The sequence below is a fragment of the Nostoc sp. CCY 9925 genome (assembly GCF_963920935.1).
Classification (GTDB): Bacteria; Cyanobacteriota; Cyanobacteriia; order Cyanobacteriales; family Nostocaceae; genus Nostoc.
This window is the reverse complement of the sequence record NZ_CAWUDO010000023.1, coordinates 36,030-49,841: the sequence shown is the minus strand read 5'-3', so window position 1 is coordinate 49,841 and position 13,812 is coordinate 36,030. Positions and strand designations below refer to the sequence as shown.

Below are 13,812 nucleotides of genomic sequence, written 5' to 3'. Positions count from 1 at the left end.
CATGATTGCGAGCGCATCAAACAGTAATGCAAAGGAGACAGTTGGAGTCCTTATTGTTGAAGATGAATATATTCTTGCCATCAATTTACAAGAAAGCTTAGAATCTCTGGGATACATTGTTTTAGACATTGCCGATTCCGCAGAAGGGGCAATTGCAAGAGCAACTAAACTACGTCCCAACTTGATTTTAATGGATATCAGGTTACGTAGTGGCATGGACGGCATCGAGGCAGCAGGCCAAATTTGGCGTGATTTGCAAATTCCTGTTATCTACGTCACTGGTCACTCAGATAAAAGTACTGTGGAACGGGCAACGCTCACATCTCCCTTTGGATATATTCTCAAACCCATTAAGGAGCAAGAACTTTACGTTGCCATTCAAACAGCCCTCAATCGCTACAATCGCGAGCAATTTTTGACTTCTGTGCTTCGAGGAATGGGTGATGGAGTAATTGTAGTAGATACTGAATTACGTGTAAAATACATCAATCAAGTAGCTGAAGCCCTGACAGGTTGGCGATGGGATGAAGCTAAGGACAAGATCTTAACTGAAGTCATCAAACTCATTGACGAACAAACTCAGCTGACTGTAGAAAATCCAATTATCGCAGCCCTTCAACAACAAACTATTATCTATCTAGGCAGTCGCGTCTTACTCGTTGGCAAAGACGGAACAACTATTCCAGTAGCTGATAGCGCTACTCCGTTGAGAGATAACAATGGTGTAATTACAGGAGTAGTAATGGTTTTCCGGGATGACACCCAACGACGGCTAATTGAAGAACGTAATCTTGCCGCTGAACGTGCTAAACAATTAGAAATTCAGGTGGCAGAACTCGAAAGATTGAACCAATTGAAAGAAGATTTTTTAGTAACTACGTCTCATGAAATGCGAACGCCATTGTCAAACATTAAAATGGCAATTAGCGTGCTAGAAAACATTTTAGATCGGCAGAGTGTTTTCAATTCAGAGGCATCTTTTTCATCTGAGATTGTAGCTCGTTACCTAAATATTATGCGTGACCAGTGCGAACAAGAGTTAGATTTAGTGGATGATTTGCTGTACATGCGAATGATTGATGCAGATGCCTATCCATTGGAATTAACTTCAATTCAGCTACAAAATTGGCTTCCTCATGTTGCTGAGGGTTTTGAAGCGCGTGTTCGAGAACAGCAACAGATGTTGCAAGTTAGGGTTTATCCTGATTTACCACCTTTAGTTTCAGACTTGGCGAGTCTGACGGAAATTATCTCAGAATTACTGAACAATGCTTGTAAATACAGTCCTGATAATGAACAGATTCAAGTAACTGCTGAGATCGTCGATATCACAAAAAGTCTTATCAATGAAGATGCAGAATCTAGTGTATTACATAATCTTAAAGTTCCCTACTTTCAAATTAAAATTAGTAATTCTGGAGTTGAAATTTCGATAGATGAACAATCTCGGATATTTGACCCGTTTTACCGGATTGCTCAAAGCAAGACACAAGATCAATCTCAAGTTTTTGACCAAATTTATCCGATTGTCCAAAGCGATCGCCGACAATATGGCAACACAGGATTAGGTTTAGCATTGGTCAAAAAGTTAGTGGAATATCTCCAAGGTACGATTGAAGTTAACAGTTCTCAAGGCTGGACAAATTTCATTGTGAAACTGCCTGTCTTGCCGTCGGAGTGATTAATATATTGTGAATTATGAATTTTTCTATTAACACTCAGATTGTTCTATGGGAATTTGAATTGTAAATTCTGCTCCTTCTCCAACAGATGAAGTGCAGGTAATCTCTCCTCGATGTTTTTGCACAATAATTTGATAGCTAATAGACAATCCTAAGCCACTACCTTTGCCTACAGGTTTTGTGGTAAAAAATGGGTCAAATAAACGCGATCGCAATGACTCTTGTATACCAGGACCATTATCGGCGATCACAATTTTAACCATATTAGAGTTTGTCATCTCTGTGTAAATCCGAATTTGGGGCATGGGGCATTGGCCACTTGTACTGAGCCTTCGCGTAGCATCTCTACAAGAAGCCGTTGGCGCAGCCTCTCGTAGAGATGTATTGGGCATTGGGGGGCTGAGGGGATGGGGGGCTGAGGCTAAAGGCTTACTGCTACTTCCCTTCTGCTCCTCTGCCCCTTTGCTCCCTATCCCTCCATCTCCCCATTCCCCATTCCCTACTTCCTTTTCTAAAGCATCAATAGCATTATTTAATAGATGCATAAAGACTTGATTGAGTTCACTTGCATAACAGTTGATTGCAGGCAATTTACCATAATTTTTAACTACAACAATTGCAGGGCGATTTCCTGTTTCTTTAAGTCGATGCTGTAACATCACTAAAGTATTTTCGAGACCCTCATGGATATTTACCCGCTTCATTTCGGACTCATCGTGTCGAGAAAAGTTTTGAAGTGCCAATACTATTTCTCGAATCCGATTAGAACCTCTATACATTGCACCTATAAGGTTTTGCAAATCTTTAATCACAAAATTCAGGTCTATATCTTGAGCTATTTGCTGAATTTTTGGTGTAGGTTGTAGATATTCTTGTTGATAAACCTCAATTATATTTACTAAGTCTTGTACATATTGACCAGCATATTGAAGATTGCCATAGATAAAACTGATCGGGTTATTAATTTCATGAGCAATTCCAGCTACTAACTGCCCCAAGGCTACCATTTTTTCGTTTTGAATTTGTTGAACTTGGGCGGTTTTCAAGTTATCAAGAGCTTGTTGGAGTAAGAAATTTTTTTCTTGCAGTTTAACTTGGAGCAAACGTAAATTAATCTGATTTTCAATTCGCAAAACAACCTCTGCTCCATGAAAAGGTTTAGCAATATAATCTACACCACCGACATCAAAAGCTTTTGCCTTATCTACAACATCATCAAGGGCGCTAATAAAAATTACTGGAATTTCGCAAGTTCTAGCGTCAGCTTTGAGTTGTTGGCAAACTTGATAGCCATCCATACCTGGCATATTAATATCCAACAAAATCACATCTGGCAAAACCATTTGACACGCGGTCAGCGCCATTTTACCATTTAAAGCTTTGCGAACTTCAAAACCTTGTGCAGTCAACATTGCCGACAAAAGCCGCAAATTATCTGGGGTATCATCTACCACTAAAATATTTTTTTTATGATGGTTAATTTGATTTAAATGCATTATCAAAAACTATGTTTATAAGGATTTAGGTAAGAATTGAACACCCAAAATTCATAAAGCAAAATATAAAAGTAATCTAGGATTATTGGTATATTGATTTCATTATATTTTATCCAGATTCTTTAATTATTTTGATTCTCCGTTGGTTTAGTGCCCCGCTGTTAATTTTCGAGCACGAAAAGCTGGCGAGCAAATTTATCTGTTGAATTATGGCTGCTGAATTATTACGGATTGAGGATAGGAAATGCGGATTTAAAATCACTCTGCAAATTTGGCTCAATTTCGCCAAAATAGTTATATTTATAGTTTAACTCCCACAGCGTTTGGAGAGTTTTGCAGACGATAAAAAGTATTGGCGAGTTAGGAACTTTGTGAGCATATGAGCTAACCGACTGCCAATCATGAAGTTTTTGCTAGCTACTATTTGATGGCTACCATTGGGGTGCTGCGGCAAGTAACTTCAGAACCAATTGTTCTTCTATGGGTTTAGAAAACAGATATCCTTGAGCAAAATCACAGTTTAAATTTCTCAGTTGGGCTAACTGTTCCTCTGTTTCAACGCCTTCAGCGATCGCACTCATTCCCATTGAGTTGGCAATTCCAATCATTGCTGGCACTAACCCCATATTTTCTTCGTTTTCCTGCATACGTTTGACAAAAGATTTATCAATTTTTAGTGCATTTAAAGGAAAGCTATGCAGATAACTTAAAGACGAATATCCTGTACCAAAGTCATCCATAATCAATTTAATTTTACGCTGTTTTAATTGCTCAAGTATGATTTTAATTGCATTGGTATTTTCCATAATTACACTTTCTGTAATTTCTAGTTGTAAATGTTCGGGATTGATTTTATTTTCATCAATTATGCGGTCAATTTGATCTACTAAATTGGGCTGTGAAAATAATCTAGCACTCAAGTTTACACTAATACTTAACGGTTCTGGTGTTACTGGATGATGTTGCCAGATGCTTAGTTGCTGACAAGCTGATTGTAATACCCAAGTATTGATGGCACTAATCAAACCTGTTTCTTCTGCTACAGGAATAAATTCTATAGGAGAAACCAAACCGCGAGTCGGATGTCGCCAGCGTACCAACGCTTCAAATCCAGAAATTCTCCCTGTAGTTAGGCAAACAATTGGTTGATAGTAAACCAGGAATTCTTGCCTTTCAACTGCCCTCCGCAAGTCGTTTTCCAACTCTAAAAGATGAATAGCTTCCTGATGCATTGCTGGATCGAAAACGTGATATTTTGCCCTTCCTTGAGCCTTGGCACGATACATTGCTGTATCAGCATCCCGCAGCAAATATTCTGGGCGATCGTAATCTTTATTGCCCCAACTAATACCAATACTGGCATTCATAAACACTTCATATCTTGATAGTTTAAAAGCCAGTGATAGCTGTTGAAGAATGCGTTCGGCAACTTGGATTGCGATATTGATATCTGTAAGATTTTCTAGAAGAATGCCAAATTCGTCACCGCCTAACCGTGCTAGGGTATCAATAGGTATCAGGCATGTTTGCAGGCGGCGAGCGATAGCTATGAGCAATTCATCTCCTACCAAATGACCCAGAGAATCATTAATCACTTTGAAGCGATCGCAGTCTAAAAAAAGTACAGCAAATTGATAATTGGGTTCTTGTTTAGCACGAGTTAGAGCATTTTTGAGTTGTCTGATAAACAAAACTCGGTTTGGTAACCCAGTTAGGGAATCATGCAGTGCTATATCTAGGATTTGACTTTGTAATTTCTGGCGAGAAATGATTTCTTCGTGGAGCTTTTGCAGAGCATTTTCTAGCTCCCAAGTACGCTGTTTTACCCGATGTTCCAGTTCGACATTTAGTTTCAATATTTCCAATCGCGCCGATCTTAAAGCCAGTTGATTTTGCACCCGTACTAGAACTTCTTGAAACTCAAAAGGTTTGGTGATGTAGTCTACACCACCTACTTTAAAAGCTTTAACTTTATCAAAAACATCATCTAAAGCACTAATAAAAATTACTGGAATATCAGCTGTTAGCTCCCAAGCTTTAAAGGTTTGACAAATTTCATAACCATCTACTTCTGGCATCATAATATCGAGCAGAATTAGATCGGGTAATACTGTTTGAGTTGCTGTCAGCGCCATTTGCCAGTTCAAGGCTTTACGAACGTTGTACCCTTCCCTTGTCAATATTGAAGATAAAACCCGTAGGTTATCTGGCATATCGTCAACGATCAAAATATCTTTTTTATAAGGGTCTAAATGCTCGTAATTCATTCTAGGTTTGTTCTAGTCAATTCCATGATTTTCTCAAACTGATAGTTATTTGCTAAATCCCTGAAAACTTGGAAAACTTGACTCTTATCTGATGGAATTTCCTTGAGTAACTGTAAAATTAGGTCATCGCTACAGCTGGCTGCGGCATAGTGTATCTGGTGGAGCCACTCAGGGGACATTTGTGACAAATGGCTCAGGAGTTCAGCAACACTAGTAAACATTGGTGTCGGTTGCTCGGCAACTAGTGTGTTTGTGGTTTGTATTTGGCTGGTATATTTTACGCCCAAATGTTCACTCAGTTTTTCTAATAATACTTCTTGGGTGAATGGCTTGCGAATAAAATCATCACACCCAATGGACAAAGTTTTCTGGCGTTCTTCTTCAAAGGCGCTAGCAGTCAGGGCAATAATAATGCTGCTTTTATGTGAGTAGTCTTCATTTGTTCCAGGGAAGTCGCAACGTGAAGCTAAAGCTCTGGAGAAGTTTGGGTCAAAAGAAGAGGAATTTGCCGTTGTACAAGAGTGACTTCCACTCAAGTGACTAGCAACTAATGTTGGACTGTGGGAATTCAGGTCACTTACAGCTGGTTCTCTATGGCCGTTGCCCCATTCCTGATGCTGCAATTCTTGAGATTTAATAATTCTTGTGGCTTCATAACCGTCCATGATAGGCATTCGCATATCCATGAAAATCAAGTGTGGTTGCCAAGATTCCCAATTGGCAACTGCTTCCCTACCATTTGTAGCTTCCCTGACTTCAAAGCCTATAGATGTGAGAATTTTAACTAGCAACAGACGGCTTTCTTTGGAGTCGTCAACCACTAAAATACGGTATGCCTTTTCAGCAGCAGCTAAAGCGAGAACTTGGTATTTATTTTTGTTTTTCGGCATTTCTCTGGGACAAGCCAGAGCAATCTGAACATCAAAAGTAAATATACTACCAATACCAGGAGTACTGCTGAGAGTAATATCTCCACCCATCAATTCTACGTATTTGCGGCTAATGGCCAAGCCTAGTCCTGTGCCTTGTTGGGATTTTCTACCGATTTCGGTTTGCTCAAAAGCCTCAAACAGCAAATCAATTTCTTCTGGAGCAATACCACAACCAGTGTCTTGTACCTCAAAGATTAGGGATTGAGACTGTTGACTGTTGACCCTTCGGCTTACCTCGACTTCTCTACTTCGACTGCCCTCAGCACAAGTCGGTACAAGTCGCTCAGGGTCAAGGTTGAGCGGCTTGTCCTGAGCAAAGCCGTTGGCGCAGCCTCTTGTAGAGAAGGAAGTCGAAGCCTTGAGTGTTGAGTGAGGAGCTATTATTCGCCCCTTTGCGCTGTCCCTCTGCTCCTCTGCTCCCCCGCTCAGCGTCAGGGGTTCCTGCTTAGCTGATTTCATGCTCCTGTGCTCCTCATTTCTCCAGTCCTCATTCCCCAGGGGTGCACTGAGCATCTCGTTCGCGGAGCGTCTCGTTTGCGGAGCGTCTCGTAGAGAAGAGAAGTGTCCCCAGTCCCCAGTCCCTAGTTTTACCCGTAAGGTTACCCTACCAGTATCGGTAAATTTGATGGCGTTTCCCAAGAGGTTGAGCAAGACTTGATACAGCTTATTTGCATCGGTTTCTACGTATTGGGGCAGATCTGGTGCATATTCAAATACTAGTTCTAAGTTTTTTGATGCAGCACGTAAGTGCAACATTTCTTCTAAGTTCTTCAAAAGATGAATTAAGTCAAAGCTGCTCAGATTTAATCTGATTCTACCAGCTTCAATTTTGGACATTTCTAGAATGTCGTTAATTAAATTCAGTAGATGTTCGCCAGCACGATTTATAATTGCTAAGTTTTGCTGATGTTCGCTAGATAATGAATAATCTCGGCTCATAACTTGGGTAAAACCAAGAATAGCGTTGAGTGGGGTACGCAGTTCGTGGCTCATATTAGCGAGAAATTCGCTTTTGGCGAGGTTGGCAGCGCTGCTTCGTGCTGCTTCGCGAACGGCTGCTTGTTTTTCCTGTGCGGCGATTTGTTGTGATTCAATCAGTTCTTCTTGGGTGATTTGCAATTGCTCAATAACTTGCTGAAATTCATCAGTACGTTTTTTAACTTGAGCCTCTAAGATGAGATTGTATTCTGCTAATAACTTTTCTGCTTGTTTGCGTTGACCAATCTCAAAAAATGTAGCGATCGCAAAAGCCAAATTCCCTGATTCATCATAAATTGGCTTTCCTAAAACTTCAATGGGAATAATCTTGTCATGACGGCGAATTTCCATATCATCAATCCTGGCACTTTCACCTTCCAATGCTCTTAAAATCGGCAAGCGATCGCTAGGATAAAGTTGATTTGTACCAGCAAGATAAGTTTGATATACCTCTGACAATTTTTCAGGGGGAACTTCTGCTACTGTCCCTTGTCCAAGAATTTCTTGACCGATTTCATTTGTATAATAAGGGTTACCTTCAGCATCTAGAATAAATACACCTACTGGCATGGCTTCTAAAAATTGAGTCAGCCGACTTTGACTTTCAGATAGCGCTTCATTTAAAACTTGCATTTCGGCATTCTTGGCTTGCAAAACACTAAATGATGCTTCGAGTTGCTTGGCCATAGTTTCAAATGATTTGGCTAGTTCCCCTAATTCATCAGAGCGGTTAATTTTTGGTGTTTGCTCCCATTTTCCTTCAGCAATTTTCTTGGCTGAGGTGTTTAATTGCAGGATCGGCTTAATTATCCAGCGAGCAGTCAAAATCCCAATTTCTGTAGCTACTAAAAAAGCAATTATGCACAGCAAAAACGTACTACGGGTGTTGGCGTTAATTTGCTCCATGAATTCCCCTTCAGGGATGACTGCGACAATTAGCCAATCCAAACCCAAATCGTCTTGCCAATTTTTTACCTGGACAAAATAATCTATCCCATCAACAGTAAAATTCAGCTGTTTTTTTCCCGCGACAACCTTAAGACTACCAAAGTGTTTGATTAAATATTGCGTTGTAAATCTAATTACAGAATCTTGACTATCTAATCCCGATAAGCGCTTCGGTTGACCATTGATCGTACTATATGGTGACTCACTAGAAGAAGCCACTATTAATCCTGAGCGCTCTAATATAAATGTTCTACCCGACTGTCTGGTCTTTAATTGGGATAAAAAATTGCCGATTTGTGATAATATCAAATCAACACCAATCACCCCTACAAGCTGGCGATTTTGATCGTAAATAGGATAGCTGGAAGATATGGATAAAATTTCTGGTTTATCTTCCCATTGATAAATTTGACTCCAAACTGGTTTGCCCACATTGACTGCATCTACATACCACGCTTCTTGACGAGGATCGTAATTTTTAATTTCCTGTAAATGTTGGCGATTTCCTTGGTTATCTGTAGTGTAAACATGAAGTTTGCCTATACCTTGCTTTTCGCTAACTTCATTAACTAAGAGCTTGCCATTATCTAAACGTTCAACACCAATAAATTCACCTTTGGAATTGGCAAAGTTGTTGTAGCCAATATTGAAAACTTGCATTTGCTTCCAAAAGTATTTTCCCGTGGTTTTAAAGTCAGAGAGGTTGAGCAAACTTAGCTCAACTGCATCTAAATTAATTTGATTGATTTGTTTGGGGGTAGTTAAATAGCTATCAAGATGCTGTTCAATGCGATCGCAAATTTCATTTTCTAATTGAGCAGCAAGCTCTTTTACCGCTTTTTGTCCGTTTTCATAGGAAAGATAGCCTACTAGTCCTACTGCCCCACAAATTTGCAATATAAAGGGGACAATCAGAATATACCTAAGGGGCATCTTGGCATACACTATGCCAACTAAGCAATTGAAAGATTTAACGGGCTGAAGTTTAGATAACATTGTTTTCTGATTCTTCCCCAAGTGTTACTAGGGGGATTTTTGCCATATTAGCTACATTGAATAGCAGGATAACTACGGTATCCCATAATTCACCTTATGACATATTTTAGATTTAAAGTATAAAAACACACTAAATTTTAATTGACATACTTGTTTTACTGGCTGAGTTCCTCCAATATCTAATTTTCAGACTTGATGATTACACGTGAATTTGCTCAATTTTATCTAGCAATGTATCAACAGATTTTCTGGAACAGAAATTGAACCGAACAGCTACAGTATGCCATTCTCAAATTCAGGTTGCCATTAGCACCGAATCCTAAATTTAATTTTCAATTGCTGATGTCTTGGTTTTCCAGTATTAAAACCTTTAGGTTTGTACAAAAATCTGGATCGGAAGTACAACAATTTTTAGATTTTGATGTAAACACACACCAAAAATAAAAAAAATAAAAAAAAATTTACTCTATATGTGATAGTTTTACAAAATGTTAATTTTGTTATGGAAATATCTCAACTTTTGTTCCGATTTGTAAAATTTTTCCGGCTGACGATGCAGGTAATTGTGTATTGATGCTCAATCTGTAGAAGTGGTTGAAGCGCGATGAAGTAACCCATTCTGGTAAGGTTGCTTGGCGATAGTTCGTAAAGGTTTTTTGAAAGTTTGGATAAGCTTCCCCCAAGTAAGAATCGCGTGTTGGGACTATACAACGCTGACAAGGTTTAACTCCAAAAAAATCCACATCTCCGACTCGAAAGGAGACTAATTCACCTTGTTCGCGAAATAGCCTATCTTCCCAAAATGCTGGTACACCATCGATTTCGATGTTGGCACGGATTCTGCGGCGCATTTCATCTACACTTAAACCGGGAAACCAAGAAGCTACTTCTGCTAACGTTGCTGTACTAATTACGGTTGGCCCAGGTGAGTCTGTATCGTCAGGAAAGCCCATTAGAGAATTTTGTCTGAGTGTGACAGGAAATCCAAAAAAATCACTCAAACTTGCTTCTAATGCTTGCTGTTCCTCATTCAAATGAAAAACTTGTTGTGAGTTACTACCAGGGATTTCCAGCGATATAGTTTTATTAAAAAGTGTGAATTGCGATGTCCCAAGAAGGTTTGTGTAAGACGCCCGTAGTAAATGAATTTTGGCATGGCGCTTGCCATTAACAAATCTACCCTGTCGATCAAAAATTGCAAATTCCCGGTCATGTTCTAGCGCACCACTGGCAAGAACTCTAGCACTCTCAACTTCAATTCCATCCAGTGACTTAACCGGATACAGTAAAATTTTAGCTAGGTAAGGCTTCATAGCAATTTTGGATTTGAGATTTTGGACGAACTCATTGATTCAGAATTCTGAATTCTCCATTCTTCTTCAATTATGGATAAAGTGGTGATTTATCGATTCCCCCAATATGGTTGAGAGGCCAGAAACGAAATACAGCACGACCAATAATATTCTGGCGGGGGACAACACCCCAACAACGGCTATCGTAGCTACTGTTACGATTGTCACCTAGTACTAAATATGAGTCTGATGGTATTGTCTGAGGTTTCGCTAAGAAGGGTAGTTGCGCTCCTGATAAGCAAACATCAACTGATGTACTCTGCCCAGAACTCAGATAATTTTCTTCTCGCAGAGGTTTGTTGTTGATATAAACTTTGCCATTCTGAAGTTGTACTTTTTCTTCAGGTAAACCGATTACGCGTTGAATAAAAGCATCCTGGTATTGTTCTTTTTGCAACTCTTCAGTAGGTCTAAAAACTACAATATCTCCCCGTTGTGGTTTAAAAAATCTATACTTCAACTTATCAATAATGATTTTATCTGCTTCCCACTGGTTTGGTATACCATGCAGAGTCGGTTCCATAGCACCAGAAGGAATCCAGCGTGCTTCACTAAAAATCAGCGTATACGCAGCAAAAGTATAGAAGACTAGTATTCGACTACCCTTTACAATCATCTGACGGTTGATACTGGGCATACCACGTTTTGTTAGCTGTACTTTCTCCTTTGCCCTTTGTCATTTTTTTAGCTCGATGACATTGATGGCTAATAACCAATGACCAATGACTAATGACGAATTTATGGAGTTGTTTGTGGATAGAGTGGTGTTTTATCAATCCCGCCGATGTGATTGAGAGGCCAGAAGCGAAATACAGCACGACCAATAATATTCTGGCGGGGGACAACACCCCAACAGCGGCTATCGTAGCTACTGTTACGATTGTCACCTAGTACTAAATATGAGTCCGATGGTATTGTCTGAGGTTTCGCCAAAAAGCGCGGTTGGGGAGCGTCTTTACAAACATCAATAACTGTACTCTGCCCTGAGCTAAGATAATTTTCTTCTGGCAGGGGTTTATTATTGATATAGACTTTACCATTCCTAAGTTGTACTTTTTCTCCAGGTAAGCCGATTACACGTTTAATGAAAGCATCCTGGTATTGTTCTTTTTGTAGTTCTTCTGTAGGTGAAAATACTATAATATCTCCGCGCTGGGGGCTAGCAAATTTATACTTCAACTTATCGACAATAATTTTGTCTGCCTCCCATTGGTTTGGTGTACCATGCAGAGTTGGTTCCATTGAACCAGAAGGAATCCAGCGTGCTTCAGCAACAAAGGTACGAATTCCCAGAGCTAAAACTATGCTCAAGACAATTGTTCTACCTAGCTCTGCGATCCAGGAATTATCGGGTTGTTGACTAGAGTTGTTATCAGACACTTTATTTTGCATGAAATTACTTAACAAAGAGAGAGAGGTAGGTAACTAACTAGACTAAAGTGATTTTATCTGTTAATGTTAACGGAAAAATTTTGATTTCCCAGTTAGATTCGGATTTTCACGAGGTTCTTCATAAATTAAAAATAAACTTTTTTTTAACGCTCCGCAAAAATTCGTCTCTTAGAGCGCGACTAAGTTTAACCTAAAAGGATAGTTATCTGTAATACGTAAGCTGCTCTTGCTGACGAAAGTGTTCCAGAAATAGTCTGAATACTTGCCAATATTACATTTTCTGATTTTGAATTTTAAATTGGAATTGCTAAGCCCCATGTCCTCTCCAAAAAGTTTACTGATTCGCCACGCTCGTATTATCCTACCCAATGGTGAAGCAATGATTGGGGATGTGTTGACGCGCGATCGCCAAATAGTCGAAGTTGCGCCAGAAATCTCCCAAACAGCACCAGCCACAGAAGTTGACGCACAAGGGTTAACTTTGTTGCCAGGAATTATCGATCCGCAGGTGCATTTCCGCGAACCAGGACTAGAACACAAAGAAGATTTGTTCACTGCCAGTTGTGCCTGTGCCAAAGGAGGAGTGACTTCTTTTTTGGAAATGCCCAATACCCGCCCACTGACAACAACACAGCAAGCTTTAGACGACAAGCTAGAACGTGCCTCCAACAAGTGCTTGGTTAATTATGGCTTTTTTATTGGAGCAACAGCAGAGAACCTACCAGATTTGCTTCTAGCTAAGCCAACACCAGGCATTAAAATTTTCATGGGGTCGATGCATGGTCAATTGCTGGTTGATGGCGAAACAGCACTGGAGGGTATATTTGCTAAAGGCGATCGCTTAATTGCTGTTCATGCTGAAGACCAAGCTAGAATCAACCAACGGCGTCAAGAATTTGCCAATATTCACGATCCAGCCATTCATTCCCAAATTCAAGATAATCAAGCAGCTTTGTTGGCAACTCAACTGGCATTAAAACTTTCTAAAAAATATCAACGTCGTCTACATATTCTGCATCTGTCAACAGCCGAAGAAGCTGAGTTGCTGCGTCAGGATAAACCGAGTTGGGTAACGGCAGAGGTAACGCCACAGCATTTGTTGTTAAACACTAGTGCTTATGAACAGATTGGTACTTTAGCACAGATGAATCCACCTTTGCGATCGCCCCATGATAATGAAGTCCTCTGGGAGGCTTTGCGCGATGGCGTAATTGATTTTATCGCCACAGATCATGCGCCCCACACCTTAGAGGAAAAAGCACAAGAATATCCCAATACTCCATCAGGAATGCCTGGGGTAGAAACTTCTCTCGCTTTGATGTTGACTGCGGCGATGGAGGGAAAGTGTACTGTTGCCCAAGTTGTGAATTGGATGTCCAAAGCTGTTGCTGTGGCTTATGGTATTCCCCAAAAAGGAGCGATCGCACCAGGTTATGATGCTGATTTAGTGCTTGTAGATTTAAACACATATCGTCCAGTCCGGCGCGAGCAACTGCTAACCAAGTGCGGTTGGAGTCCTTTTGAAGGCTGGAACCTTACCGGCTGGGCTGTAACCACCATTGTCGGTGGTGAGATTGTTTATGACAAAGGGCAGCTAAATACCCAAGTGCGGGGTCAAGCTTTAACTTTTTTGTAGTAAATATTTATTTAAGCTTACGTAATACATAAGTAATTATATAGCAAAGTCATACTTGGACTGGCAAGATTTCGATCTACCAAAGCCAAGTTTAGTACTGCTGTGCAAAATTCCAAATTTAAAAAGTTTATTT

Annotated in this window: 8 protein-coding genes; 2 read left to right on the top strand and 6 right to left on the bottom strand. The window is 40.0% G+C overall.

Features of this window, described 5'->3' with window-relative positions; translation table 11 throughout:
- Position 1: 1 nt before the first annotated feature.
- Complete coding sequence (locus ACM0OY_RS14525; RefSeq protein WP_414569544.1) at positions 2 to 1,681, top strand: response regulator; 1,680 nt, start codon at positions 2 to 4, stop codon at positions 1,679 to 1,681.
- Positions 1,682 to 1,711: 30 nt separating this feature from the next.
- Here the strand turns inward: ACM0OY_RS14525 and ACM0OY_RS14520 are convergent, their stop codons facing one another.
- From ACM0OY_RS14520 to lepB (ACM0OY_RS14495), 6 genes are all read right to left on the bottom strand, one after another.
- Complete coding sequence (locus ACM0OY_RS14520) at positions 1,712 to 3,178, bottom strand: response regulator (RefSeq protein WP_414569543.1); 1,467 nt, start codon at positions 3,176 to 3,178, stop codon at positions 1,712 to 1,714.
- A 431-nt stretch (positions 3,179 to 3,609) separates the two neighbouring features.
- Positions 3,610 to 5,445: an EAL domain-containing protein gene (locus ACM0OY_RS14515; protein ID WP_414569542.1), complete on the bottom strand. Its 1,836-nt coding sequence runs from the start codon at positions 5,443 to 5,445 to the stop codon at positions 3,610 to 3,612.
- On the bottom strand, positions 5,442 to 9,299 hold the full coding sequence (locus ACM0OY_RS14510) for an ATP-binding protein (protein WP_414569541.1): 3,858 nt from the start codon (positions 9,297 to 9,299) through the stop codon (positions 5,442 to 5,444). Before ACM0OY_RS14510 ends, ACM0OY_RS14515 begins: the two co-directional genes overlap by 4 nt.
- A 500-nt stretch (positions 9,300 to 9,799) precedes the next feature.
- Positions 9,800 to 10,612, bottom strand: a complete 813-nt coding sequence (locus tag ACM0OY_RS14505; protein ID WP_414569540.1) for an MOSC domain-containing protein — start codon at positions 10,610 to 10,612, stop codon at positions 9,800 to 9,802.
- 70 nt (positions 10,613 to 10,682) lie between these two features.
- Positions 10,683 to 11,288: a signal peptidase I gene (gene lepB, locus ACM0OY_RS14500; protein WP_414569539.1), complete on the bottom strand. Its 606-nt coding sequence runs from the start codon at positions 11,286 to 11,288 to the stop codon at positions 10,683 to 10,685.
- 101 nt (positions 11,289 to 11,389) lie between these two features.
- Positions 11,390 to 12,043, bottom strand: a complete 654-nt coding sequence (lepB, locus tag ACM0OY_RS14495) for a signal peptidase I (protein WP_414569538.1) — start codon at positions 12,041 to 12,043, stop codon at positions 11,390 to 11,392.
- A gap of 316 nt (positions 12,044 to 12,359) precedes the next feature.
- Between lepB (ACM0OY_RS14495) and ACM0OY_RS14490 the strand changes: the two genes are divergently transcribed.
- Positions 12,360 to 13,679, top strand: coding sequence for a dihydroorotase (locus tag ACM0OY_RS14490; RefSeq protein ID WP_414569537.1), 1,320 nt, complete (start codon positions 12,360 to 12,362; stop codon positions 13,677 to 13,679).
- Positions 13,680 to 13,812 lie beyond the last annotated feature (133 nt).